This window comes from Mesobacillus jeotgali, assembly GCF_014856545.2.
In the GTDB taxonomy this organism is placed as follows: Bacteria; Bacillota; Bacilli; order Bacillales; family Cytobacillaceae; genus Mesobacillus.
Genome location: NZ_CP109811.1, coordinates 555,312 through 579,318, shown reverse-complemented (window position 1 = coordinate 579,318; position 24,007 = coordinate 555,312). Strand labels below are relative to the sequence as shown.

Sequence of the window (24,007 nt, the reverse complement as noted above, 5' to 3'; positions counted from 1 at the left end):
AGATTACAAGTACTTATATGAAAATTCTATTAATTTTTAAAAATGAATATAGAATTATTTTGTGCTCTGTGTGGTTGGAACACCTTCTTTCTGAGACCTGCCGCTGAACTAGCAGAGAGTAAAAAAATAGTGCCTGTTCCCAATGAACAGGCACTCTATAACTCATACTCCCACAGCCCAAGCCTTCCTTTTACCGGAATGAAGCTGTCCAGCATCTTCATATCCCGGACTTCCCAGACATATCCTCCCACTTTATAATCACCGAGGAAGAAGTCATTGCCAGATACGATTCTCCCATCCTCCAAGACGGCCCATGTCTCGTTGTTTTCTATTACCCTAAGACAATTTTCAAGCTGGCAGACCGCAATGATCACGCCAGATGGAAGGTCATCGGTCTTGTAGCCGTACTTTAAAAGCAGCGACTTGATGGCCACATGGCTGCAGACCGCCTTATCGACCTTTTTGCTGGTATGAATCGCAAGAGGGCCGCGATACTTCGTACTCCATGACCTCGTTTCATATTGAGCCTCGCGCAAGACAAACAGACTCGCCCAGGGCTGGATCATCGACAACACCTTCACTTTAACCACCCTCTGCCTCAACACTATTTTGTCTATAGCATCTCCCGGCAATCCCCAAATAACCCGGGCTCATGTGTCCCTGTTTTCCAACAGAGTTATCACCAGATGCCCTTACCTTCGTTGTTCGAAACAAATCTGAATAATCAATAACCGAGCTCCCGAAGTAAGTCGCTAAACCCTTCCTCAGAGACTACCCGTATTCCATTCCTTTTTAGTAAAGCGGCAGTGACGCCATTTCCAGGTACTTTCTCCCCCTGAAACGTACCGTTATAAATCATTGAACTTCCACATGAAGGACTGAATTCCTTAAGCACCACTACAGCAGCATCGTATTCCTGGGCTGTTTCAAGAGTAAGATAAGCTCCCTTTATGTATAAATCCGTTACATCCCTTCCTGATTTTTCAATTACCCTGGCTCTGCCATCGAGGACATCTTCTCCATCCCCGCCAATAATCTCTGCAGGTTCTCGAGGAGTTGAAAAACCGCCAAGTAATTCAGGGCACACAGTCATTGCCTTTTTCTCATCTACCAGCTGACGTATCTTGTGGTTTAAAGAATGAGTAGCATTATACCGTACTTCCAATCCTGCTAAACAGGAACTCACTAGGATCATTGGTAACACCTCATTGTTATAAGGTCGTTTTAAAAAAGTGATTTAACTTCCGTTTTTTGATTCATGTTCAGCAAAGGCACTTTTAACCCTTCAACGCTTTCAACAATATAAGCAGGCTTGGAGTTCTGCAATTCCTCATAAGAGCCATATCCAAACATCACTCCAATTGAGTCAATGCCGTTATGATTGGCCCCCTCTATATCATGCTCCCTGTCGCCAATCATGATAAAATCTTCTCGATCATACTGTTTGTACGCATCTAGTATGTATTGAATGATTTCAGCTTTCGATAACCTCGTTCCATCCAGGTTACTTCCAACAATAAGATCAAAATAATGGTCAATTTCAAAATGCCGCAGTATTTGTTCAGCAAATACGGTTGGCTTCGAAGTGGCAACAACTAAAGTAGAGCCCTTTTCCTTTAGAGAATGTAATAATAATGGAATACCTGAGTATAATTCATTTTCATACATCCCCTTTTCCTTGAACCTTTCTCTGTAAAAATCAATTGCTTTTTTAGTTTGGCTTTCATCAAAATTGAAGTGTTCAGCGAATGAAACCTGCAGGGGAGGTCCAATAAAACACTCGAGCTGATCGACGTCAGGTGCTGCAACCTTCATTTTCTGCAATGCGAATTGAACCGATTTCGTTATTCCTTCCTTTGGGTCGGAAATGGTTCCGTCTAAATCAAATAAAATCACCTTATATGAGGTCATGTAGAACTCCCTCCCTGTATCAATAATCCAACTTTAACCGTCTTAACTAAAATAGTTCTCTAAACAAACTGTTCTTCCTTCCTATTTCAGGAAAATTGGACAGACATTTCTGAATGCCCCCACTAAATTACAAAAAAGCAGCTGCCCCCTTTTCAGGACACCTGCTTCAGATTTAATTAAAAACGTCTTCGTTCACGATGCGGTCATAATCCACCACAATTTGGGGAATTCTTTTGATCTCCCTCCATGTAGTCAGTCCCTTCCGCAACGGATTCCAAGCCATATTCTGTTTGGCTGATCTCCATTTGCTCTTCATTCTGAACACTGTTGATCATTTGGCTGCCCTTCTGTTTATGCTTATTATCCCTCATCGTTTTTCCTCCAAAGTTTATTCTGTATTTTTCTTCTGGAGGTGTTTTCTTATTCGCAATGCCCATATCCATACGAAATGCGATTTTTTTAGTGATTTAGTACTGTTTTCGTATCAATTTAATCTTTATCCTTCACTGCATTTGTGAAATACCCAGAAACGCCTTTATTTTCGTGTTAAAAAGGGAAGGTGTTTGTCTGTGATGACTCAAAATTCACCTTCTAGATAATTCATTGGCGACTTTCAAGTTTTATATAGCGATTTTTTCGATTTTATAGCGAAAAATTGATTTTTATAGCGGATTTTTCATTTTTATAGCGAAAATATGATTTTTATAGCGAATTTTTCATTTTTATAGCGAAATGGAAATTTCGGCTGTTTTTTTCCAGTTAATAAGGTGCTTCTGCTGTTCAAAGATTTATTTGAAATTAAAGAGCGTGCTTCAGTTAAAAATTTATGGGAGGCACCGTAAGCGTCCCCACATCCCTCAATCACTCAAAAGGATATTTCAATCCCCACTGTCCACGAATTTCATCCATCAGTTTCATAATTTTTAATGATTCATCCAGCGGAACGACAGGACTTTCTAAAAGACCTTGATTTAGGCATCTTCCTACTTCTTCTATCTCGAACGCATACCCCGCCGCTTGTCTGTCATCCTGGAAAGACTCTGCTTCCTCACCATTTTTATATAAGAAGGCTGATTTGGCACTATGAAAGGATGGAATCCGAATATAACCCTCTGTCCCAAGTATGTAGGCTTCATTCGTTAAATCGACTCGAAAAGCGCCATTGAGGGTGGCAGTCTTTCCGGCAGGATAGGACATGATGATGGAAAACTGTTCATCCACACCCGTTTCACCAATATGAGCAGTGCTCAAAATCTTCTCTGGTTTTGTACCGAAAATCATCGATGCAAAGGTTACAGGATAAATCCCTACATCAAGCAAGGCCCCTCCTCCAAGGGCGGGATTAAGCAATCTCCCCTCAGGATTCCATGATGCACGGAAACCAAAATCAGCTTTTACTAAAAGCACTTCACCAATTTTCCCGCTCTCAATCCATTCTTTCACTTTCACAATCGGAGGCAGGAACCGTGTCCACATCGCTTCCATCAAGAATAGCTTTTGATCTCTGGCAAACTGAATGATTTCTTCCAGTTCTCCGCTATTGATCGTAAACGGTTTTTCGCAGAGCACAGCCTTGCCGGCACGAAGGCATGCCAAAACATTTTCCTTATGAAAAGTGTGTGGCGTAGCAATATAAATGGCATTGACATCCGGGTCCAGCATTAATTCTTCGTAGCTTCCATAAGCGCGGGAAACTCCATGCTCCTCCGCAAACTTTTCAGCACTCTCTATCGTACGCGAACCTATAGCCGTCTTTTCGGTATGCTTTGCAAATTCTAAATCCCTCGCAAAAGCACTGGCGATTCCACCGGTTCCTAATATTCCCCACTTGATTACTCGTTCGTCCATGGTTTATATTCAACTCCTTAAAATCTAGTAGGCCTTGTTTTTTCATTATACTATTAATATTTCCCGGCCACAGGGACCGTTCACCTTTGATAAAAAGGAGCACGTGGTTCATCCCCATGCTCTGGTGAAGCCGGCAAGCGAGTAATCTGGTGTTACTTTTACTTCCTTGGCAATTCTACAATAAAAGTACTTCCTTCATGAGCATTACTTTTCACTCTAATATGACCATCATGCAGTTTTACAACAGTCCAGACAATCGATAGACCTAGTCCTGTTCCTTCGGTTGTCCGTGTTCTTGATGTATCAGCTCGATAAAACCGATCGAATATCCTTTCCATTTCAGTTTTGCTCAATCCAATTCCTGTATCTTCAAAGGTTACTTGTATCATTTCTCCTTTTTCTTCAATACATATGTCAATACTGCCGCCAGGTTTATTATATTTGATGGCATTCGTCAATAAATTATCCCAAACAGTATTCAGGAAAGCGGGATCACCGTTGATTTCAACATCTGGCAAGGTGTAGCTGAGCATAATATTTTTTTCATTTACGATCCATTGATAATTTCGCAGCAATTCCTTCATTTGCTGTCCGACATTGTAACGTCTTTTTTTCAGGATATCCTCGTTTCGATCTAATGAGGCAAGGATTAATAGTTGTTTGGTTAATGTAGACAGTCTTCTAATTTCACCATTTATAATTGAAAAATAACGGTCTTTTTCTTCTGCACTTACCGACTTTTTCTCCAATAGATTTGTATATCCTTTTATATTGGACAGGGGGGACTGGATATCATGAGAAATGTTCGATATGAACTCCTTTCTCATGTCTTCCATTTGCTCCAATCTTCTTGCCATACGTGAAAAACTATGTGAAAGTTCCCCTAATTCATCATGACGATTAAGATCGAGTTCTACATTAAAGTCACCGTTTGAAAGAGACTTTGTGGCTGTTGTCAGTTTTGAGATAGGTTTTACCAAATACTTGGTACTTACCAGCACGATAACGATACTCAAAACAATCGTAAATATAAGCATCCATCCAAAGAGAAGATGCATCTCATTAAAAAGGAGTTTAAGATCAGGCCTGACGAAAAGAGCATAATTTACTCCATTATGTGTTAATGGAACACCAATTGTATTCTTCAATTCATTTGCAAAAAAGCCTGTTACAAAAGTTTTTTGGGGAAAATGAAGAATGCCATGATAATCATTGCCGTTTAATACGTATTCTTTAGTTGAATCAGAAAGGCTTTTTTCCCTGAAAGGTGAGCCAAAAAAAGCTTCTTCTCCAAAATGATCAACCAAATAAATTTGATAGCCAATAGCAGAAATATTCCCCAGGTACTCGTTCAAGTCCGCACTAGGATACTCGTCAGCATACCTGGCAATCGAATGGGCAATTCTTGTGATTTTTTCATCATTCTGGGGTTTCAGGTTCTGCTGATAATAAGCGTTCGATATGAAAAAGGCTAACATACTGCTAAAAATCATGATCCCGATCGTAATGACAACAAATTTCACATAAAGAGATTTCATTCGCGCTTAGCCTCCAGTGAATAACCAACGCCGCGTACTGTTTTTATTTGAAAGTCATCCGTCAGTTTAGAAAAGCGCTCTCTTAACCTTTTTATATGAACATCAACCGTGCGCTCATCACCTTCATAGTCTAGCCCCCAAATACGTTCAATTAATTGCTCTCTGGTAAACACTTGCATGGGTTTCGACATGAGAAAATACAAGAGTTCAAACTCTTTTAACGGTAAAAGAATCGTCCGGTTCTTAATGGTTACTTCATAGCTTTGTTTGTTTACGATGGTACTGCCAATGGTGAGGATGGATTCATCTGTTTTATGGTCGTATCGGCGTAACAAAGCTTTTATACGGAAGCTTAGCTCCTTCGGCTCAAATGGTTTAACAAGATAATCATCTGTGCCTGCTTGAAATCCTTGCTCCTTATCTTCAATTTGGCTTTTAGCAGTTAAAAGGATGATGGGAATATGAAACCGACTTCGAATTTCCTGAGTTAATGTATAGCCATCCATAAAAGGCATCATCACATCAACGACTGCCAAATCACATGCGTTCTTATTCAAAATCTCAAGCGCTTCGAGTCCTTCCTTTGCTTTGTATACTGTATAACCCTGTTCAGATAAATGGATATCTAAGAGCGTTAAGACATTCACATCGTCATCCACAATCAGGATCTTCGTCATTTTTTGGATCTCCTTTAAGTAAAAATTACATGGTTCTCTTTTTATATCGTCATAAATCAAAAAATAGCCTAGCGCAAATGCCTGGGCTGTTTTTTGAACATTTTTTAGAGGGTTATTCTGCAATTTGACCATCACTCATTTTAATGATGTGGTCAGCATAAGAAAGCATTTCTTCATCATGAGTGACCATTAAAGTAGTAACATTCAATTTCTTGGTTAGATCTCTGATTAATGTCATGATTTCTTTAGATCTTTTTGAATCTAAGCTTGCAGTAGGTTCGTCTGCAAAAAGAACTTTAGGCTTATGAATGATTGCACGAGCGATTGCCACTCTTTGTTTCTCACCGCCTGATAATGAAGATGGGTAAGCATTTTTCCTATGTTCCATTCCCACTAATTCCAGAATTTTTTTAATTTCTCTTTTTTGTTCACGTTTGTCTAACCTCGATTCTGAAACATCTAACATTAGCGATAGTTGTTCTTCAACGGTCAGGAACGGAACAAGGTGTGCAAATTGAAAGACAAAACCGAATTTGCTTGCCCGTATCTTTCTAATCTGCTCTGTACTCATGGCCGTCAAACTTTCGCCATCAAAAACCACCTGTCCTCCTGATGCCGGCTGGAGGCCCGCTGCTATTGTAAGTAGCGTACTTTTACCGGAACCGGACGCACCCACCAAGGCGATGATTTCCCCTTCTTTAAGAGAAAGATTGATCCCTTTTAGTATTTCTTCTTTTACTTCCCCATTAGTAAACGTCTTTTTAACTTCTTCAATTTTAAATAATGCCATTTTACAGCTCTCCTTGTTGTATCGCATGTAGTGGCTCTACCTTTCGAATCTGAATACCAGAAAGTGTAGATCCGACAAATCCAATGATCAAGAAAACGATAGACAATTGCGCTGTTGTCTCTATTGGTAAACTAAAAGGCATTTCTTCTGGTGCAATCATATTAAAGATTTGGCTGAATGCAATAGACAAAGCAAGTGAAGTTACGGTAATGAAAATCATTTGTACCCACATCATTCTGAATAACTCACTTGTTTTTAGACCGATTGCTTTTAAAATACCGTACAGGCCAATCTTTTGTACGTTCATCATATAAAAGAAAATCGCGAACAGCATCCCACTAATCACTACTAAGAACCAGACAATCATATTAAGAGACAATTGTTCGGCGTTATAGCTTGGAATCGTATTGAGAAATTGTTCCTTAGAAAATGACTGTAAGCCATTCACTTCTACTGCATCACCATTTCCAGGGGCGAATACTAATTGCATTTCCTCTACTCGATAAATTTCCTTGTAGTTCTCTATGTTAATGAAAGCAACAGGTGCATGGCTGAATTTCGTCTGTTCAACAAAGCCTTTTACAATAAACTGCCCGCTGAATTGATCGTTCGTTAAGGTATCCCCAACTTTGATCCCTTTATCCTCCATTGAACGGTCCAACAAAACTTCTCCGGCTTTAACATCCTTAAATAAGTTTGATTGTGTTGAGGTTACTAAAGCCACGCTTTGTTGTTTCCCGTGCTCATCATTCAAAAAGCCCATTTGAATCGAAAGTGCTGCAGCATCTTTCTGATTCTTTAATAACTTTTCCTGGATACTGCTATCAATTTTTGACAAATTAAAGGTTTCATCTGCATCTGCATTCATGTAAAAATGCCCGTTTGGTAAATCTTTGATTAATGAAGCATTATCTTGTGATAGTCCATTTGCTAAACCAGAAATTATAAAGGTTAATAAACTAACCAGAAAAATGATGGAACCTAATATCAAAAATCTTACTTTATTTTTTTTAATTTCTTTCCAGGCAAGGTTCATAATGACATCCTCCATTCTCTCTTTGACTTCCTTAGAATAAACCTCTTATATGAATAGAAGATGAACAGGATGTTACATTTTTCATTCTGGATTGGAGATTAAGTCATATCGGACAAACAGAAGCTTGAACGCAAGAAAAGTGTCCGATAGGATGGCTCTATCGGAAAAACGGGAGCTGGAACATGAGAAAAGTGTCCGATAGGATGGCTCTATCGGACAAACAGAAGCTTGAACATGAGAAAAGTGTCCGATAGGATGGCTCTATCGGACAAACGCAAGCTGGAACATGAGAAAAGTGTCCGATAGGATGGCTCTATCGGAAAAACGCAAGTTGGAACATGAGAAAAGTGTCCGATAGAAAGTACCATAAGCTTTTTTCCTTATAAAACCTCATCATATTTCCCTGCATGACTGAATGACCACAGTTTTATCAAATACGATAATTGATTATGTACCTAGGAATGCAATTCATTCAGTCTATTGGAGAATGAAATAAAAGCAGCTTTCCTCATTATGTGCAAGGAAAGCTGTTAGTTTAAAAGTATTCGTTATCCAATTTTCTTCCTTGTTTTTGCCATTTCCTTATAGGTTTGGATTTTAACGGGGTCTACATTTCCGCCGCTGATGATACATCCTATTTTCTTACGGTCAACCGGGAACTTTTTGTATAAAATTGCGGCCAATGCTGCGGCTCCTGCTCCTTCGACCAGCATCTTTTCCCTTTCAAGCATGAACATGATGGCATGGGCGATTTCTTCATCGGTTACGGTAACGATGTCATCGACATACTTTTCGATGATTGGGTAGGTTATGGCCCCAGGTTCCTTCACCATGATCCCGTCTGCTATTGTGTGGATATCTTGTGGTGACTGCATTTTTTGCCCGGTAAATCTATGATAGGTGGCAGGTGCCCCGGCAGCCTGAACGCCAACAACTTTAATGGAAGGCTTGGTGGCTTTGATGGCGAGCGCCACTCCCGAGATCAGCCCGCCCCCGCCAATAGGCACAAAGATAACGTCCAATTGAGCATTTTGCTGCAAAAGTTCCAACCCAACCGTTCCCTGTCCTGCAATCACCTTTTCATCATCAAACGCATGGACAAAAGTGCTTCCATTCTGGTTCATTTCTTCAACCGCTTTTTGATAGGATTCATCATAGGTTTCGCCGACCAAAGCGATTTCCGCACCATATCCCTCTGTGGCAGAAGCCTTGGAAAAAGGTGTATGCTTCGGCATATAAATTTTCGACATGACGCCCCTTAACGATGCGGCCAGTGCTACCCCCTGGGCATGATTGCCGGCCGAAGCAGCAAGAATACCATTTTTCACTTCCTGGTCTGATAACGATAGAATTTTATTCATCGCGCCCCTTAGCTTGAACGAACCCGTTTTCTGCAGATTCTCCAGTTTTAAATAAACGTCAGCATTCGTTAAGTAGTTTAATGTCGTACTTTGCTTTAAAGGAGTCTGATGCACTTTGTCCTTCAGCTTTTCCATCGCTTCCTGTATCTGAACGTTCTTTAACAAATTCCCAATATGCTCACCTCAAAATTGATTATTTCACTAATTCCCTCTTTGGCTTTTGCTGGACGAAAGGCATCATTTTTCTCAGCTCTTTGCCAACCTCCTCAATCGGATGCTGCTTTTCCCGGTCGTTAATCGCGTTGAACTCGGTCCGGTCCCTTTGATTTTCCAAGATCCAGCCTTTCGCAAACCTGCCTGATTGAATATCCTCCAACACTTCCTTCATACGCGCCTTTGTTTCTCCATTAATGACTCGCGGACCTGATACAAAATCCCCCCACTGAGCTGTGTCCGAAATCGAATGCCTCATTCCTTCCAGTCCTTGTTCATACATGAGATCGACGATCAATTTCAGCTCATGCATACACTCAAAATAGGCAACTTCTTTTTGATATCCTGCTTCCACCAGCGTCTCAAACCCGGCCTTCACAAGAGATGTCAAGCCACCGCATAAAACAGCCTGTTCACCGAAAAGATCGGTTTCCGTTTCTTCTTGAAAATTCGTTTCCAGCACGCCTGCCCTCGCAGCTCCTACCCCTTTTGCATAGGCCAACGCCAGCTCCTTCGCCTGGCCCGTCACATCCTGGTGCACCCCAATCAGTGCCGGGACCCCCGCTCCTTCTTCATACGTTCTCCGGACTAAGTGCCCCGGTCCTTTCGGTGCCACTAAAAATACATCCACATCTTCGGGTGGAACAACCTGATGAAAATGAACATTGAATCCATGAGCAAAAGCAAGTGCCTTACCTGCAGCTAATGCAGGTTTGATTTCCTTTTCATAGACAGCTGGCTGCTTCTCATCAGGCAATAACACCATGATTACATCTGCCATTTCGCACGCTTCCCTGACCGACAATACCCGGAACCCATCCTCCTCAGCCTGCGCCCAGGATTTCCCCTGACGCAATCCGACGACAACTTGATGCCCGCTATCCTTTAAATTTTGTGCATGTGCATGCCCTTGTGAGCCATATCCAATGACAGCAACTGTCTTCCCTTTTAAAACTTCCTCATTCACATCAGCTTGATAATAAACCTTTACCATTTCACATCTCTCCCTTTTTTTAAAAGTGTGCTCAAACCAGCAGCTTCTTCACCATGTTGAGTTCCCTCTCGATGACCTGTGCGTCCGTTACATCCGTGACAAACAGGACATCCACCTGTTTATTCACCTGCTTCACCAGCTGCAAAAACTTATGGTCATCCTCGACCTCCAGGATGACAGACATTTTCGAAACATCTTTCAGCTCCGGGTATGCAACGGCTACTGCAAGGCTCTCAATTCTGTATTGATGCTTGTGGAACAAGCCCATAAGCCGGGATAAAATCCCGTTTTGATTATGAACTAATGCTGTGACCATCCGCTTTTTCATGGTTTCACCCCAATCATTTCGTGCAGCCCTTTCCCCGGTGCGACCATTGGGTAGACCTTTTCCTCAGGATTCACTCTGCAGTCAATCAGGACTGGCTCGCGGCCTGTTAAAACTTTACTGAAAACTTTCTCTGCTTCGTCTGTACTGCTCACTTTATAAGCTTTTAGGCCATAGGATTCTGCAAGCTTTATGAAATCCGGCTGCAGCGAAAAGATCGAGTGCGAAAACCGTTTTTCATAAAAGGTTTCCTGCCACTGGCGGACCATGCCAAGCGAGCCATTATTGATGATCAGCACTTTTACTGGCAGATTCCATTCTTTTAATAAAATCAATTCCTGCAGCGTCATTTGGAAGCCGCCGTCCCCGACGAGGGAAACGACCGTCGCATCTGGTTCTGCCAGCTGCGCACCAATGGCCGCCGGGAAACCAAATCCCATTGTTCCCAGTCCGCCCGATGTGACCCAGCGATCTGGCCGAGAAAACGAGTAAAATTGGGCAGCCCACATCTGGTGCTGGCCGACATCTGTCGTGACAATTGCTTCTCCATTCGTATGCTTGTGCACTAATTCAATCACATGCTGCGGAGAAAGGAACTCCTCATGTTCCGTAAACCAGTACGGATACTCAACTTTATTTTCCTCCAAGTGCTTCAGCCAAAGCTGCGAAACCGGCCCTTCAACTTCGCGGCTTAAAAGCTTCTGTAAAACTGCTTTCGCATCTCCAACAATCGGAAAATGTGTCTCGACATTCTTGCCGATTTCCGCCGGATCAATGTCGGCATGAGCAACCCTGGCATTCGGGGCAAAGGAATTCAAATTGCCTGTTAATCGATCATCGAAACGGGCACCGATATTGATCAATAGATCGCACTCATAAAGTGCCATGTTCGCGGTATAACAGCCGTGCATACCGGCCATCCCCAAGAACAGGTGATGCTCTGCAGGAAAACCTCCAAGACCTAGCAAAGTGTGCACAACAGGCAATTGATACTGTTCTGCAAAAGCCAACAATTCTTCCGAAGCCCTCGCATGCAAAACTCCAGCCCCAGCCAGGATCACAGGTTTTTTGGAATGTCTAAGTGCCTCTAGCAGGCTGTCTACCTGCAAGGGATCAGGCTCTACGGTTGGCCGATATCCCGGAAGGTTGACCTCAACCTCTGGCAAAAAAGAAGTTTTTAGTGCTGCAAGATCCTTCGGAATATCGACCAAGACAGGGCCCGGTCGTCCGGTTGTCGCCAGATGGAAGGCTTCTTTCACGATTCTCGGCAGATCCTCAATCCTTCTCACCTGGTAATTCTGCTTTGTGATTGGTGCAGTCATCCCGACGATATCGGCTTCTTGAAAGGCATCCGTCCCGATCACCTGTGAAGCAACCTGCCCTGTAAAAACGACAAGCGGCAATGAGTCCATCATCGCATCGGCAATTCCTGTCACCACATTAGTTGCGCCAGGCCCCGAGGTAGCAATCACAACCCCCGTCTTTCCCGAAACACGCGCATAGCCTTCCGCCGCGTGGATCGCTCCTTGTTCATGACGCGCGAGAACGTGCTTGATCGGTGACCTGTGCAGAGCATCGTAAATACCCAAAACCGCCCCGCCAGGATAGCCGAACAATAGCTCGACACCCTCACTCTTCAGGGCCTGAATGAAGAGATCCGCCCCATTCATGTTCAATTCTTCTGTTTCGACCGTTACCATTGGCTCTTTTGCTGCCATCTCCATTTCCTCCTTTTCTTCCTATTGATTAATCAGAGCAAAATAAAAAACCCTCCCCCCCACACAAAAATCAATCTGTGCAGGGGTGAAAGGCTTATAGCATTCCACGGTACCACCCTCGTTTGCTGCATCTATTGCGAAACGCAGCCTCTCTTAAGGCAGGTCAGGTCACCTTTTTAAAAAAGACCTGAACTGTCTTGTTTTGTTAACGAGTATACGTCCGCGTATATCCGGCTGTCCCTACTGCTATTTCAGGACAGCACTCAGAGGGGATGAAGGAATTGGCGTATTGCTGGCTTCCAGCGCGACCAGCTCTCTGTGAATACGGAATCCAATCCCTAAACCTCGTCATCGAGTTATCTATTATGTTTTCAAATTCCCTTAACCTCGTCATCGAGGTATCTATTAAATTTTCAGGATGCCACCCGTGCTTGCGGAGGTGACGAGCTTCGAATATCGAGCCAGATAGCCTTTCTTGATTTTCGGCTCCGGCTGTTTCCATTGTGCTTTTCGGTCGTTTAATTCTGCTTCGGGAACCTCCAAACTAATCGTTCTTTCCTCTAAATCAATGAAAATAGAATCTCCATTTTCCACAAACGCGATCGGCCCTCCTTCAGCCGCTTCTGGCGAAATATGGCCGATGGAAATTCCCCTTGAGGCACCGGAGAATCTGCCATCCGTAATCAGGGCGACCTTCTTTTCAAGACCTCTTCCGGCAATCGCGGCTGTTGGTGCAAGCATTTCCGGCATTCCCGGACCGCCTTTTGGCCCTTCATAGCGGATGACAACCACATGCCCCTCACGTACATCGCCACTTTCAATTCCAGCCAAAGCTTCATCCTGAGATTCATAGACAATTGCTTCCCCTTTAAAAGATTTGATGGAAGGGTCCACCGCTCCTACCTTGATGACCCCTCCATCCGGTGCAATATTTCCAAACAGAATCGATAGACCGCCGACAGGGCTATAGGCCGTTTCCTTGCTGCGGATGACGTCATTATTTAAAACCTTCGCATCCTTTACATTCTCGTAAAGAGATTTACCAGTGATGGTGATCCGGTCCGGGTGTACAGCTCCTTCCATTTCACAAAGCTGCTTGATAATCGCGCTGACACCGCCGGCATTATGGACATCCTGCATCGAATAGTGGGAAGCGGGGCTTATTTTAGACAAATAAGGAATTCGCTTCGCCACTTCATTGATCCGGCTCAAGTCATAGTCAATTTCTGCTTCGTTAGCGATCGCCAGCGTATGAAGGACCGTATTCGTCGATCCGCCCATCGCCATATCCAGGGCAAAAGCATCATCAATCGTTTCTTTGGTGATAATGTCTCTTGGCTTAATATCCTTTTTGACCATTTCAACCAAATGACGAGCTGCCTCATAGATTAATTTATGGCGTTCTTCCGAGGTCGCAACCAGCGTGCCGTTACCAGGCAGCGCTACCCCGAGCATTTCCATAAGGGAATTCATAGAATTGGCAGTGAACATTCCAGAGCAAGAGCCACAGGTTGGGCAGGCATTCTTTTCAATATCCAGCAATTCTTCTTCTGACATTCTTCCAGATTGATAGGCACCGACGCCTTCAAAGACGGACACCAGCGATAACGGCTGCCCCGTGCTGGAAACACCTGCTTCCATCGGGCCGCCCGAAACAAATACTGACGGAACATTTGTCCTCACTGCCGCCATCAGCATCCCAGGAGTGATCTTGTCGCAGTTCGGAATGTAGAAAACTCCATCGAACCAATGCGCATTAATCACGGTTTCAGCTGAATCTGCGATCAGCTCCCGGCTCGGCAATGAATATCTCATGCCGATATGCCCCATCGCGATGCCATCATCAACGCCGATCGTATTGAACTCAAACGGAATCCCGCCCGCCTCTCTGATCGCGTCCTTGACAACATCCGCAAACTGCCTCAGGTGGACATGTCCCGGAATAATATCGATATACGAATTGCAAACGCCAATGAAGGGCTTTTCCAGATCCTCTAATTTCACGCCGGTTGCATAAAGCAAGCTTCTGTGCGGAGCCCGGTCGACTCCCTTTTTGATCATGTCACTGCGCATACAAAATCCCCCCTTGATTTATCTCTATACACTTTGCTGTTCATAGACTTTTACTCCGTCTTCCACGACGGTTTTCCTGAACTCTTTTAAAAGTTGATTTGTGACAGCACCTGGTTTGCCATCACCGATCGCCCGGCCATCCACCTTCACAACCGCAATGACCTCTGCAGCTGTTCCGGTTAAAAAGACTTCATCAGCCACATAGACATCATGCCTTGTGAAAACTTCCTCCCTCATCGAGAATCCAAGATTGTGGGCGATTTCCATGATGGCATTTCTCGTGATCCCCTCCAGTGCTCCCACATACCCGGGAGGCGTCAGGATCTCGCCATTTTTTACGATAAAAACATTATCCGCAGAGCCTTCCGCCACATAGCCCTGGTCATTCAGCATCAGCGCTTCATTCACACCGGATAAACCAGCCTCGATCCGGACAAGGATATTATTCAAATAGTTCAGTGATTTCACTTTCGGCGAAAGCACATCCGAGCGATTCCGTCTCGTGGCAACCGTGACAATCTCGATCCCCGACTCATATAACTCTTTCGGGAATAGTGCAAGCTCCTCCGCAATGACGATGACCTGCGGCCGCGCACAGGATGATGGATCCAGACCAAGATTACCCACTCCCCTGGAGACAACCACTCGAATATAAGCATTCAGCAAGTCATTCACTCTCAAAGTCTCAACCACAAGATCGCTTAACTCCTGTTTGCTGTAAGGAATGGACAACATAATGGACTTCGCCGAGTCATATAGGCGATCAACATGCTCCTGAAGCCTGAACACATTGCCTTCATACACCCGAATCCCCTCGAAGACACCATCTCCGTATAAAAAACCATGATCATACACCGATACAACAGCGTCTTTCTTACTGACAAACTGGCCATTCAAAAAGATCAATTGCTCCTTCATCATCCATTCCTCATTTCCATATGTTTTTTTGAAAAATAAAAAAACTCGCCCCTAAAATAGGGACGAGTTTAGCTCGCGATACCACCCTAGTTCCGTTCATGGATAAAAAAATCCACATTACGGCACTCAATCAACGTACAATCATACGCGTTCCTTGTAACGGCGGACAGCCCGGCAACACTTACTGAAAAAGTTCAGCATTGCATCTCGGAGATGATTTTCGGATCAGTTCTGAACATCGGCTTTCACCATTTACCGACTCTCTGTGGAACAGGGCACTCATCTTACTCTTCTCGTCATCGATTTTTAGTTTCCAAAATTTATTAATTATAAAATTATCAGGTGAAAATTGTTTTGTCAAACTATTTTTAAGATTTTTTTTAGCGGATGATTATTTTCGGAAAAAGTGCCCGTTGATCAAGACAAGCGTTTTAAAAGCCTCAAATACTATAAAACCATTGTCCCTACAGGGTTAATCTTGGAACTCTGATAGTTCAATAACGGAACCTTTCTCATCGTAAAAAGTCAGTTCAGCTGGAAATGGTTGCTTTGTATTTTTGGGGAATTTTTCATAGCTTATAAATCTCTCTTCGCCTTTTACGTTAGATTCGAAACTATACTCTCCTGAATACAATTCCGCTTTGATATGATCAATTTTCATCTTTGGATTTTTCCCAATTATGATCCCATACATTCCTTTGTTTGTTTTAATTTTTTGATAGGATATGATATTGGTTCCAAAACCAGAATGGTCAATTTTATATTTTCCATTTAACCCCTTGATCAGATGAGCATAGCCTATCTCACCTCGATCAGTCTGGAACAGCACGATGTACGAGCTCGTATCATCTAACCGAACAGTCTTAATCACATCTGGCTTTATACTTCCTGACGCCCGATTACTCCATTCCTGCAAACCGGATTGAATAGCTGCTTGGTTATCATCGATTGGATATTGATTAAAATAATAGATACCATAGCCAATCGCCATAACCGCAACGAATAGAACCAAATACCCTGCTTTTTTCAAAATACCCCTCCTAAACATGCCTCACTTCCATCTTAACACAGTGGAGGAAGGTACAGTCCTAATCAAAGAGAACCTCTCCATGTCTCAATTTGATCCACATTAATCACATTATTTTCAAATGATGAGACAGCATAACCCACCCAATTTTCCCAGCTTCAGCCCGTCTCCTGGTCGCTCCTTAATTGTGTATAAATTTGCTGATAGGCTGAAGCCTCATTGATCATCCCTTTTTGCTGATACATTTTACTCAGCTGCCTGACCGGGCCTGGGTCAGCCGGGTTGAGTTCCATTTCCCAGTAGAAACATTCGATTGCTTGATCATATTGGTTGAAATCTGCGTAAAATTGCCCCAACTCCATCATTCTGTCAGGATTCTCCGTAAGAGCGGCCATTTCATTGATTTTTCGGATGGTGATCGAATGCGGAAAGTTTTTCTGAATAGGCTTCAACTTTTCACAGACTACTTTCAAGTCATGCCCCTCCATCAGCTTCGCTGTCAGCTGCAGAATTCTTTGTTCAGATTGCCTCGGGTCATGTTCCTGAGCAACTTTCTGATGGAGCAGGAGAAACTCATCCAAGTGAGAAGTTACAAATCCAGCATCAACCTGCTTCCAAATTTCATTAAGGAGCAGATGAAACTCTTCAGGCAAATCCTCTATGAAGGGGAATAAATAAAGTGCCGCTTTCTCATATTGTCCGTCTTTAATCAATCCTTCAATAAAAGTTCGAGCCTCCGGTACCCATTTATATGGATTTATTTCAGCATAGGATAATACCTTAATCCAGTTCTCGAGCGGGATGTACTTCAAGGCAAGCTCTGTTTGGCTCTTAACGGACTCGGAAGTAAGATTCCCTTTGTCATCCATCCAAACCAGCAGCCACTCGGCATACCGTTCTTCTTTTTTTAATATCTTTTCGAGCATATGAAAATGTTCATTGGTTTTTCGTTTCATAAAGCATTGGAACTCAGCAAATAAGGGGTCCTTCTTTTGGATTGCTGGTAAAGATGAAGTAGTGTAGAAATTGGAATATGAGCTGTATTCCCGGGAATGGAGGAGATCACTGAGTTTTTCCAGGGATGGAGATAAGTCGGACAATAGACGGATCGATTGATAAGCTTTGGAAAAACTGCCGTTTCTTCTGTAGTCGAAGAAGATATTTTCGATGAATTTGGTGAGCTGTTCTGGTGGGAAAAACGAGTCAAGTGCTGCGGCAATACATGGTATTTCAAGGAGAGAATAATGACGCTGGAGATGATTGAAGAGCTTGTTTTTAGCTGGTATGGTTAATGCTGTGGCGGGAATGAGTACAGGCAAAAGGGGGTGCTTTTGATTTAAGGCGATCCCTTCATTCAGCACTTTATCAATAAATGAACCTTTTTGTACCTTTTCGATCTGATCACCATAGATAAGGGCATTTTTGTAGAAAATCAGATAGTATTTTTCGGTTAATTTAGTTTGGACCTCGGCGACCATGAATCTCGCGAAGATTGCTGTCCGCACCACTTCTCCATTAACCATAACTCTATTAGATTTGAACGATATTTTTGTCGGCATTGTTAGTTCACTATTCATGAAACATTGAGCCTCCTAATGAATCGTATATTTATTTCTATAGTTTCATTATACGTTACCCTTATAAAAAAAGCGACGACACTCCTTGAGACATAGGCTGGTACTGATGCCCTCATTTTAAAACCAAGGATCTTCCCGCTTTTTCTGATAAAAAAGAGGAGCACAGGGTACGTCCCCATGCTCCCTAAATGGCAAAAGAATCTAATTCAAGTGCCTGAATGATTTTCAATTAAGCTCTTTTTCTCAATGAGAAAACCAATGCCAACAATCCTGCGATTAATGCAGCGATCGAAAGGAACAGCGGTACATTGCTGGTTGTTGTTTTTGCTTCCGTATCATTTGTCAGGTCTCCAGCGGCGCTGTGGTCATTAGAAGAATCAGCAGAGGTTCCCCCATGCCCATGGCCAGATCCATCTGCAGGATTCACAACAGTATAAGAAGCTGGCTTGTCTGCATCAGGTGCACCAACCCATTCAACTACACTACCATCACTGTAGGTTTGGTAGGCTTTCCAAACGATTTCTGTCGCTTCGTCGCCAACTTTTCCCTGGATGTTAAATTGAACGAATTCGCTCTCTGTTAACCCTTTTCCTTCCGTTGTCCACGTAGCACTTGTAATTTTTCCAGTGTCATCTTTTTGAACTTCGTATGTCCAGCCTGGCTTCGCTTCAAAGCGGGTGACATTCACTTCTTCAGGGAATTTCACTTCCACTTTCGTTGTCAGAGCATCTTGACTTTCTGAAGGAACTCGTACAGTGAATACTTCATAACTTCCTTGTGAAGTTTCCTGTGGCTGAACCGTAACGTGCGCACTTGCCGATCCGGCAAAAAGGGTGATCGCGCCAATCATTGATATGGTTAAGGTTAAAAGTTTCTTCATGTGAAAATCTCCTCATTTTTAATAAACAATGAATTCCTTATGATATACCTTCTCATTGTCCTCAGAATCTAGTATTCTAAGCTCCACAGTCCAGTTTCCTTCAATTGGCAGATACGAACCATTAACCTTGAATTGAACATGATCTGACTGTTGTATTTCGGAAAAAGGAACTGGGATCGGCTCGATTTCAAGGTTGTCTCTATAAATCAAGAATAGCTCAACCCGTTTAATCTCTACGTCTTCTTCAAGCGTGTTTGCTGTCACTTTAAAATGATTGTAGCCTGGGGTCTTCGGTGAGATCGATGTTGTGAATTCGATGTGCTGATCTTCATTTTCCCATTCCAAAGGCTCATTTTCCGGAAGTGGATTCATATAGGTCATCACACCGACGATCCCCAAAATGATCAGCATCAAACTGAAGTCGAATTTCACCAATCTGCTGATAGAGTCTTCTTTTTTCTTTTTCAACTTATACCGTAAAATGGCACCAATTCCGAAGACAATTGTGACCAAGGCCACTTTCGTTATGAGCAGCTTTCCCCATAGTGTTTGAAGCAGATAATCGAGTTCTGGCACAAAGATTACCGTGTAAGTTGACCCCGTTAATAACAGCATGACCATGCTGATTAAGGCCGCTTGCGAAAAGAAGGGAAGGAATTGTCTAATATGTTCCTTCTGCTTTTTCCAGTAAGTTAGGATGTACATCAGGCCGCCTGCCCAAACAGCGGCTGAAAGTAAATGGATGAAAGCCAGTTCAAGTGACATGGAGCGGATTTCCGATTCAAACGCTGCAGCATGTCCGTTAAAAGTCTTGACCGACAGAATCAAAAATACCCACACTAAATCAATCCACTTATAACGAAGTAAGACGAAAAAGCCTAATAGAGACAGCAGCACAGAAGCGACCAAAGATATACCTACTGTTGTTCCTGTTAAAATAGATACCACTTCAGTCAGAGTCCTGCGATCAAGTAATTCCAAGAGTTGGAGTACTCCCACTCCCACCGTTGTGAGGAACAGCGCAGTTTGTAATTGAAATGTCCTCCGTCTGAAGGTTGGCTTCATCTCTTCTTTTAAAGAATAGACGGTACCCCACACAATCCAGCCAGTTATCAGGATCAATGCCATATAAAACAGCATCCTCACCGCTGACTTGATCGCATTTACACCAGCTGAGCTCTTTTGTGTTTCTTGAACCTGCTGGTTAATATCCCTTTGGAAGACCGTTTCTTCTCCTACAGAAATGACATAGGAGCTCCTGATCGGGTGGCCGTCAGCCGAAATGACATTATAGGATATAACATAATTCCCGTCAGGCAAATCAGGCAAAGGCTGCTTTATGGAGGTTTGATCCTTGCTCATCTCCGGCTTCGCATTGACGATTCTTTCCCCATTTTCATTAAAAACCTTAATCGAATAGAGTTCGTCTTCAAGTCTTTCATCAAATGTCAGAACAACCTCTTTCGGGGATTCTTCCCATTCACTATCAGGCGCAGGATCAGCCATCTTCAGCGTCGCATGGGCACAGGCTTCTTGCGGAACTAAAAATATAAAAATAAGAGCAAATAGAATAAAAGAATGACTAATGGCAGTACGCTTGCTAAGTATAAATATCACCTACCTTTTTTAAAACCCACATACCCTCGAGTGTATCATTAAATACTATATACTATCAATATAGGGTTTATGGTAGAAATGTGGAGACCGGGATAGGAGGGTCGGTATGCCGTTCCATGATTTTCATATTTCAACAGATTAATCCCCCCTATTTCCCAAGGCAAAAAAGCATAGGGTTCAACACCCCTATGCTTCCTCAACTTTTATTTTCCTTTTATTTTCATCGTTCAGGCGACATAGAAATCATTTTTTTGTTTATTAAGCTAGATAACTTTTCAATCCATCTTGTACAGACCTTGTACGCAGCCTGGAAAATAGGACTCTGGATAAAGGTATAAATAAAGGTGAAAATAAAAACCGGCCCGCCCAGTAATAGGGCAACCACCAGCACAATACTCTCAACAATTATTCGCACTTTGCTGATTGAATAGCCGACCTTAGCTGAAATCGCAAGCATGAATCCATCTCTTGGCCCCGATCCGATTCGAGCAGCATTATACATCCCTCCACCAATACCCATGATTACAATACCAAGCAGCAACACCAAAACATCAAACACGAGCATGGAAGCCTGGGGCAAAACATCCAGCCAGAGAAAAAAGTCAACCATTGGGCCAACCATCAGCGCATTAATAAAGGTACCAATATTAACATAAGTACGATCAATCAAAAGTGTTACAAGAACTAACATGATACCGAAGATCACGTTCCATGTTCCAATGGTTAAACCAAACTTATCATAAAATGCAATATTCAATACATCCCAGGGGTGGACCCCTAAGTACTTAACCTTGATTGCCACAGCTATACCGTAACTAAAAAGGATAAGACCAACTACAAAAAAGGGAATTTGTATTTTAAGGTTCATTTTATCACTTCATTTCGTTGAACTTGGTTAATGACTTAGTTTAAATCAACATGAAATTTCTAAGGGCCAAGGGAAAACTGAATTAAAGCATAAGTGGCGCATATCCTCAAAATGGCCGGAGGGGCGGGGTCTGCCGCGTATGATGCTACTTACCTGCCTTTTAAAAAGTGATAGAGTAGTACAGTGGATTTCCTCTAAAACACTTCCTAATATTTCCTTATCCCATTCCCAATTATTAGTTGAAAGATAGTATAATTGTTATATAGAGAGTAGAAAATTCAAACAGCTGCTTAGTTCACTTGAATGTTTATAAGCTTTAATAAACCGGAGGCGAAAGATGATGGATAATCAATATTTTGTTGGCTGGGGTACCTTGGCATTAATAAATGCTGGGCTTGCACAAGGAAAGAATCGGACCGGATTAAACTGGTTTTTGCTTTCTCTTTTATTAGGCCCTTTAGCAACACTATTTTTGTTATTTGCAGAAAAGAGAGAGAATCGTCCCTCATTATGATTAATCATCATCTGAGAAAAAACTCACTTCCTGCAGAATAGCCTTATCCAAAGAAAACTTGTAAATTAAGGGGAAAAACATGTTCTTGATCAAAATCGCAGTAACGCTAGTATACTTGATTTTAGTGATCTTATTTATATCAAAAAAATATAAGAAGCTAGATCAAAAGGATAAGAAAACGTTTAAAAAAGAGTTGGTATTTGAAACCGGATTTTTGTATTTGGGCAAGTTTTACTTGTAATTTCAGTTATTTTCCTAAATAAAGTAATCATGGGTTTAAGTGTGATCTTGATCCTCGTCAGCTTGATTTATCTAAGCATATTAAATTGGCGGCAAAGCAGAAGGAGAAGCATCACCGTAATAATATTGGTTTTAATCGTTGGATACATCTATTTTGCATACTTGACGTAAATTGCTTCTATTGAAGAATGCATAAACGAGACAGAGAGACAGAGGGACGGTTCTGTCGTCTCAAGGTTTCACAAATTTACCCTAAGACAATTTCTGGTACGCCCCATGCTCCTATGATAGACTTTTTGATTTAAAGTAGATGATCTCCGGGTCGCCTTCATCCAGGTTTTCGACGATACCACTCTGAATAAATCCATTCGCTTTAAATACTTTCTGCATGCTCTCGTTAGAACGGTTCGTAGACGAGAAAATTTTTTCAGTAAGAGAAGTACGAACCAGATAATTCATCATTTGACTTGCATACCCCTTTCGTCTCTTTGCGGGAGATACAATAATCAAGGATATAAAAGTACATTCAAAAAAATGAGTATCATAGATCAAAAATCCCGCAACATCCCCATCTTCATTCACTAGAATACAACGTCCTTGCTTAATGGCTTTCTCAATGAAAACTTTTCTGCTAGTATTCCCTATAACTTGACGGTCTACTTGTACAATCGCGTCTAAATCCGTTATCTGTGCCTCTACTATATTCACAATGATTCTCCTCTTATGAGATCCTTCTTTAAATAGAAATGCTTGAAATCTCTTCCCACATTGTCCAATGTACCGTAAACGGTATAACCATTACTTTGATAAAAATCCAGCGCCTGAAAGCTCAGAGTATCCACCTTTATAAAATCACAATCACTCTCTATGGCGATTTGTTCCATTTCTACTAACAATTTAGTACCATATCCTAAGCCACGGAGGTCTTCATCAACCATAAGCGTATGTATTTCCAGCCAATTCCAACATATCTCTCCCAAAATGCCGCCACGAACATTCTCATCTTCATCTAGTAAAAAGAAATTCACTTCTCGGTATCTTCCTCTTAAATCTTCAGGAAAATGGCTTAAATTATATTCATAAAGTTTCTGATTAACATGGCTTTTTTTACTTTCGTTTACTTCTTCCGTAATGCGGAATTTCATTTTGCACCTCTCCCTAATTATTCAATGCCGTGCTTTTTCACACGGATTATACTAACACCTAATGCTGTAGCTGGAAAAAGTGCCAGGACAGAGCCTATAAAAAACTCATAAGACTCTTTAACCTTATCTGGATGGGTGAAGAATGTACCTCTTATAACATTAAGAGCAATAAATATGATCGCAATCATAACCACGGCTAAAATGGTTCCCGTCACATATGCCTTGTAACCATCCATTCTCCTCAATTTTGGGGAAGAGATGAATAGAGATAATACTAATAGAATGACAGCACTTGCCAGATAGAGAAGGAGAGTCAACTGAGAGAAGTTTACTTCCTCGACGATTTGGCCTTCCCTGACCCCGATTGTATACATGCCGTTTGATGTCAGGAGTAGTTGAAAGCTTATGACAAGGAGGAAAAAGAAGAAATGAAGTCCTCCCTTAACCCAGGATATATACTTTCTCGAAAAAAATAATCCATAGCCAAAGAGCGCAATCGAACAGATTAATAGAATGATAAGACTTATATTCAACCAGCTTGGCAGGATTGTAATTGACTGTATATTTATTAAAGAAATAAAAAGACTGATTATGCAAAATGCAACAGTTACAAATCGGAATTTTTTTTGCATCTCTTCTTGAGTTGTATGTCCTGACTTGGTTTTCACCGTCTTCATCGCAAGCTCCTTTCTGTCAAAATTTTTAACAGAGGCAAACATTCCTATGCCAACGCTTTT

Annotated in this window: 24 protein-coding genes and 1 other annotated feature; of the genes, 1 reads left to right on the top strand and 23 read right to left on the bottom strand. The window is 42.1% G+C overall.

Annotated features, from left to right (window positions below; all coding sequences use genetic code 11):
• Positions 1-155: 155 nt before the first annotated feature.
• The 20 genes from FOF60_RS02950 to FOF60_RS02855 all read right to left on the bottom strand — a co-directional run bounded on the left by FOF60_RS02950 (position 156) and on the right by FOF60_RS02855 (position 21,371).
• Positions 156-581: an ASCH domain-containing protein gene (locus tag FOF60_RS02950; protein ID WP_192469923.1), complete on the bottom strand. Its 426-nt coding sequence runs from the start codon at positions 579-581 to the stop codon at positions 156-158.
• A 143-nt stretch (positions 582-724) separates the two neighbouring features.
• Positions 725-1,195 carry a 2-thiouracil desulfurase family protein gene (locus FOF60_RS02945; RefSeq protein WP_192469838.1) on the bottom strand — a complete coding sequence of 157 codons (471 nt, stop codon included), beginning with the start codon at positions 1,193-1,195 and terminating at the stop codon, positions 725-727.
• Between the two features lie 29 nt (positions 1,196-1,224).
• Positions 1,225-1,911, bottom strand: coding sequence for an HAD family hydrolase (locus tag FOF60_RS02940; RefSeq protein ID WP_192469839.1), 687 nt, complete (start codon positions 1,909-1,911; stop codon positions 1,225-1,227).
• A 203-nt stretch (positions 1,912-2,114) separates the two neighbouring features.
• Positions 2,115-2,282 (bottom strand): hypothetical protein, encoded by a 168-nt coding sequence (locus FOF60_RS02935; protein WP_192469840.1) that lies wholly within the window; start codon positions 2,280-2,282, stop codon positions 2,115-2,117.
• Between the two features lie 490 nt (positions 2,283-2,772).
• The gene (locus tag FOF60_RS02930; protein ID WP_192469841.1) at positions 2,773-3,759 is read right to left on the bottom strand and encodes a Gfo/Idh/MocA family protein; all 987 of its coding nucleotides are present in this window, start codon (positions 3,757-3,759) and stop codon (positions 2,773-2,775) included.
• Positions 3,760-3,917: 158 nt separating this feature from the next.
• On the bottom strand, positions 3,918-5,297 hold the full coding sequence (locus FOF60_RS02925) for a sensor histidine kinase (RefSeq protein ID WP_192469842.1): 1,380 nt from the start codon (positions 5,295-5,297) through the stop codon (positions 3,918-3,920).
• Entirely contained in the window at positions 5,294-5,974 is a 681-nt protein-coding gene (locus tag FOF60_RS02920) for a response regulator transcription factor (RefSeq protein ID WP_192469843.1), read from the bottom strand. Before FOF60_RS02920 ends, FOF60_RS02925 begins: the two co-directional genes overlap by 4 nt.
• A 112-nt stretch (positions 5,975-6,086) precedes the next feature.
• The gene (locus FOF60_RS02915) at positions 6,087-6,764 is read right to left on the bottom strand and encodes an ABC transporter ATP-binding protein (RefSeq protein WP_192469844.1); all 678 of its coding nucleotides are present in this window, start codon (positions 6,762-6,764) and stop codon (positions 6,087-6,089) included.
• 1 nt (position 6,765) lies between these two features.
• Positions 6,766-7,800 (bottom strand): ABC transporter permease, encoded by a 1,035-nt coding sequence (locus tag FOF60_RS02910; RefSeq protein ID WP_192469845.1) that lies wholly within the window; start codon positions 7,798-7,800, stop codon positions 6,766-6,768.
• A gap of 548 nt (positions 7,801-8,348) precedes the next feature.
• Positions 8,349-9,326: a threonine ammonia-lyase gene (gene ilvA / locus FOF60_RS02905; protein ID WP_225649786.1), complete on the bottom strand. Its 978-nt coding sequence runs from the start codon at positions 9,324-9,326 to the stop codon at positions 8,349-8,351.
• Between the two features lie 28 nt (positions 9,327-9,354).
• Positions 9,355-10,368 carry a ketol-acid reductoisomerase gene (ilvC, locus tag FOF60_RS02900; RefSeq protein ID WP_192469846.1) on the bottom strand — a complete coding sequence of 338 codons (1,014 nt, stop codon included), beginning with the start codon at positions 10,366-10,368 and terminating at the stop codon, positions 9,355-9,357.
• 31 nt (positions 10,369-10,399) lie between these two features.
• The gene (gene ilvN, locus FOF60_RS02895) at positions 10,400-10,696 is read right to left on the bottom strand and encodes an acetolactate synthase small subunit (protein ID WP_192469847.1); all 297 of its coding nucleotides are present in this window, start codon (positions 10,694-10,696) and stop codon (positions 10,400-10,402) included.
• The gene (ilvB, locus tag FOF60_RS02890) at positions 10,693-12,411 is read right to left on the bottom strand and encodes an acetolactate synthase large subunit (protein WP_225649787.1); all 1,719 of its coding nucleotides are present in this window, start codon (positions 12,409-12,411) and stop codon (positions 10,693-10,695) included. Before ilvB ends, ilvN begins: the two co-directional genes overlap by 4 nt.
• 405 nt (positions 12,412-12,816) lie before the next feature.
• Positions 12,817-14,484 (bottom strand): dihydroxy-acid dehydratase, encoded by a 1,668-nt coding sequence (gene ilvD / locus FOF60_RS02885; protein WP_192469849.1) that lies wholly within the window; start codon positions 14,482-14,484, stop codon positions 12,817-12,819.
• A 24-nt stretch (positions 14,485-14,508) separates the two neighbouring features.
• A complete protein-coding gene (gene ilvE, locus FOF60_RS02880; protein ID WP_192469925.1) occupies positions 14,509-15,402 on the bottom strand; it encodes a branched-chain-amino-acid transaminase in 894 nt (297 codons plus the stop codon).
• Positions 15,403-15,457: 55 nt separating this feature from the next.
• Positions 15,458-15,711: a binding site (T-box leader), on the bottom strand.
• Positions 15,712-15,874: 163 nt separating this feature from the next.
• Complete coding sequence (locus FOF60_RS02875; RefSeq protein ID WP_192469850.1) at positions 15,875-16,432, bottom strand: hypothetical protein; 558 nt, start codon at positions 16,430-16,432, stop codon at positions 15,875-15,877.
• Positions 16,433-16,587: 155 nt separating this feature from the next.
• Complete coding sequence (locus tag FOF60_RS02870; protein ID WP_192469851.1) at positions 16,588-18,006, bottom strand: tetratricopeptide repeat protein; 1,419 nt, start codon at positions 18,004-18,006, stop codon at positions 16,588-16,590.
• Between the two features lie 229 nt (positions 18,007-18,235).
• Entirely contained in the window at positions 18,236-18,886 is a 651-nt protein-coding gene (locus FOF60_RS02865; RefSeq protein WP_192469852.1) for a YcnI family copper-binding membrane protein, read from the bottom strand.
• Between the two features lie 18 nt (positions 18,887-18,904).
• Positions 18,905-20,503, bottom strand: a complete 1,599-nt coding sequence (locus tag FOF60_RS02860; RefSeq protein WP_264647635.1) for a copper resistance CopC/CopD family protein — start codon at positions 20,501-20,503, stop codon at positions 18,905-18,907.
• A 220-nt stretch (positions 20,504-20,723) separates the two neighbouring features.
• Positions 20,724-21,371 carry a YczE/YyaS/YitT family protein gene (locus FOF60_RS02855; protein WP_192469854.1) on the bottom strand — a complete coding sequence of 216 codons (648 nt, stop codon included), beginning with the start codon at positions 21,369-21,371 and terminating at the stop codon, positions 20,724-20,726.
• Positions 21,372-21,708: 337 nt separating this feature from the next.
• Here FOF60_RS02855 and FOF60_RS02850 point away from each other — a divergent pair, with 337 nt between their 5' ends.
• Entirely contained in the window at positions 21,709-21,885 is a 177-nt protein-coding gene (locus FOF60_RS02850) for a hypothetical protein (RefSeq protein WP_192469929.1), read from the top strand.
• 522 nt (positions 21,886-22,407) lie between these two features.
• On the opposite strand, the gene FOF60_RS02845 is transcribed toward FOF60_RS02850, so the two are convergent.
• From FOF60_RS02845 to FOF60_RS02835, 3 genes are read right to left on the bottom strand one after another with little or no spacing between them, the layout of a single operon-like run.
• A complete protein-coding gene (locus FOF60_RS02845; protein WP_192469926.1) occupies positions 22,408-22,836 on the bottom strand; it encodes a GNAT family N-acetyltransferase in 429 nt (142 codons plus the stop codon).
• Positions 22,830-23,270 carry a GNAT family N-acetyltransferase gene (locus FOF60_RS02840; protein WP_192469855.1) on the bottom strand — a complete coding sequence of 147 codons (441 nt, stop codon included), beginning with the start codon at positions 23,268-23,270 and terminating at the stop codon, positions 22,830-22,832. Before FOF60_RS02840 ends, FOF60_RS02845 begins: the two co-directional genes overlap by 7 nt.
• A gap of 17 nt (positions 23,271-23,287) precedes the next feature.
• Entirely contained in the window at positions 23,288-23,947 is a 660-nt protein-coding gene (locus FOF60_RS02835; protein WP_192469856.1) for a hypothetical protein, read from the bottom strand.
• Positions 23,948-24,007 lie beyond the last annotated feature (60 nt).

Bases quoted from the DNA above. Each gene is read 5' to 3' on its own strand.
- FOF60_RS02840 (WP_192469855.1), bottom strand. From the start codon at position 23,270: ATGAAATTCCGCATTACGGAAGAAGTAAACGAAAGTAAAAAAAGCCAT.
- ilvC (WP_192469846.1), bottom strand. From the start codon at position 10,368: ATGGTAAAGGTTTATTATCAAGCTGATGTGAATGAGGAAGTTTTAAAA.
- FOF60_RS02855 (WP_192469854.1), bottom strand. From the start codon at position 21,371: ATGAACCTTAAAATACAAATTCCCTTTTTTGTAGTTGGTCTTATCCTT.
- FOF60_RS02945 (WP_192469838.1), bottom strand. From the start codon at position 1,195: ATGATCCTAGTGAGTTCCTGTTTAGCAGGATTGGAAGTACGGTATAAT.
- FOF60_RS02915 (WP_192469844.1), bottom strand. From the start codon at position 6,764: ATGGCATTATTTAAAATTGAAGAAGTTAAAAAGACGTTTACTAATGGG.
- ilvN (WP_192469847.1), bottom strand. From the start codon at position 10,696: ATGAAAAAGCGGATGGTCACAGCATTAGTTCATAATCAAAACGGGATT.
- FOF60_RS02930 (WP_192469841.1), bottom strand. From the start codon at position 3,759: ATGGACGAACGAGTAATCAAGTGGGGAATATTAGGAACCGGTGGAATC.
- FOF60_RS02835 (WP_192469856.1), bottom strand. From the start codon at position 23,947: ATGAAGACGGTGAAAACCAAGTCAGGACATACAACTCAAGAAGAGATG.
- ilvB (WP_225649787.1), bottom strand. From the start codon at position 12,411: ATGGCAGCAAAAGAGCCAATGGTAACGGTCGAAACAGAAGAATTGAAC.
- FOF60_RS02865 (WP_192469852.1), bottom strand. From the start codon at position 18,886: ATGAAGAAACTTTTAACCTTAACCATATCAATGATTGGCGCGATCACC.
- FOF60_RS02925 (WP_192469842.1), bottom strand. From the start codon at position 5,297: ATGAAATCTCTTTATGTGAAATTTGTTGTCATTACGATCGGGATCATG.
- FOF60_RS02910 (WP_192469845.1), bottom strand. From the start codon at position 7,800: ATGAACCTTGCCTGGAAAGAAATTAAAAAAAATAAAGTAAGATTTTTG.
- ilvE (WP_192469925.1), bottom strand. From the start codon at position 15,402: ATGAAGGAGCAATTGATCTTTTTGAATGGCCAGTTTGTCAGTAAGAAA.
- FOF60_RS02935 (WP_192469840.1), bottom strand. From the start codon at position 2,282: ATGAGGGATAATAAGCATAAACAGAAGGGCAGCCAAATGATCAACAGT.
- FOF60_RS02870 (WP_192469851.1), bottom strand. From the start codon at position 18,006: ATGAATAGTGAACTAACAATGCCGACAAAAATATCGTTCAAATCTAAT.
- ilvD (WP_192469849.1), bottom strand. From the start codon at position 14,484: ATGCGCAGTGACATGATCAAAAAGGGAGTCGACCGGGCTCCGCACAGA.
- FOF60_RS02920 (WP_192469843.1), bottom strand. From the start codon at position 5,974: ATGACGAAGATCCTGATTGTGGATGACGATGTGAATGTCTTAACGCTC.
- FOF60_RS02940 (WP_192469839.1), bottom strand. From the start codon at position 1,911: ATGACCTCATATAAGGTGATTTTATTTGATTTAGACGGAACCATTTCC.
- FOF60_RS02850 (WP_192469929.1), top strand. From the start codon at position 21,709: ATGATGGATAATCAATATTTTGTTGGCTGGGGTACCTTGGCATTAATA.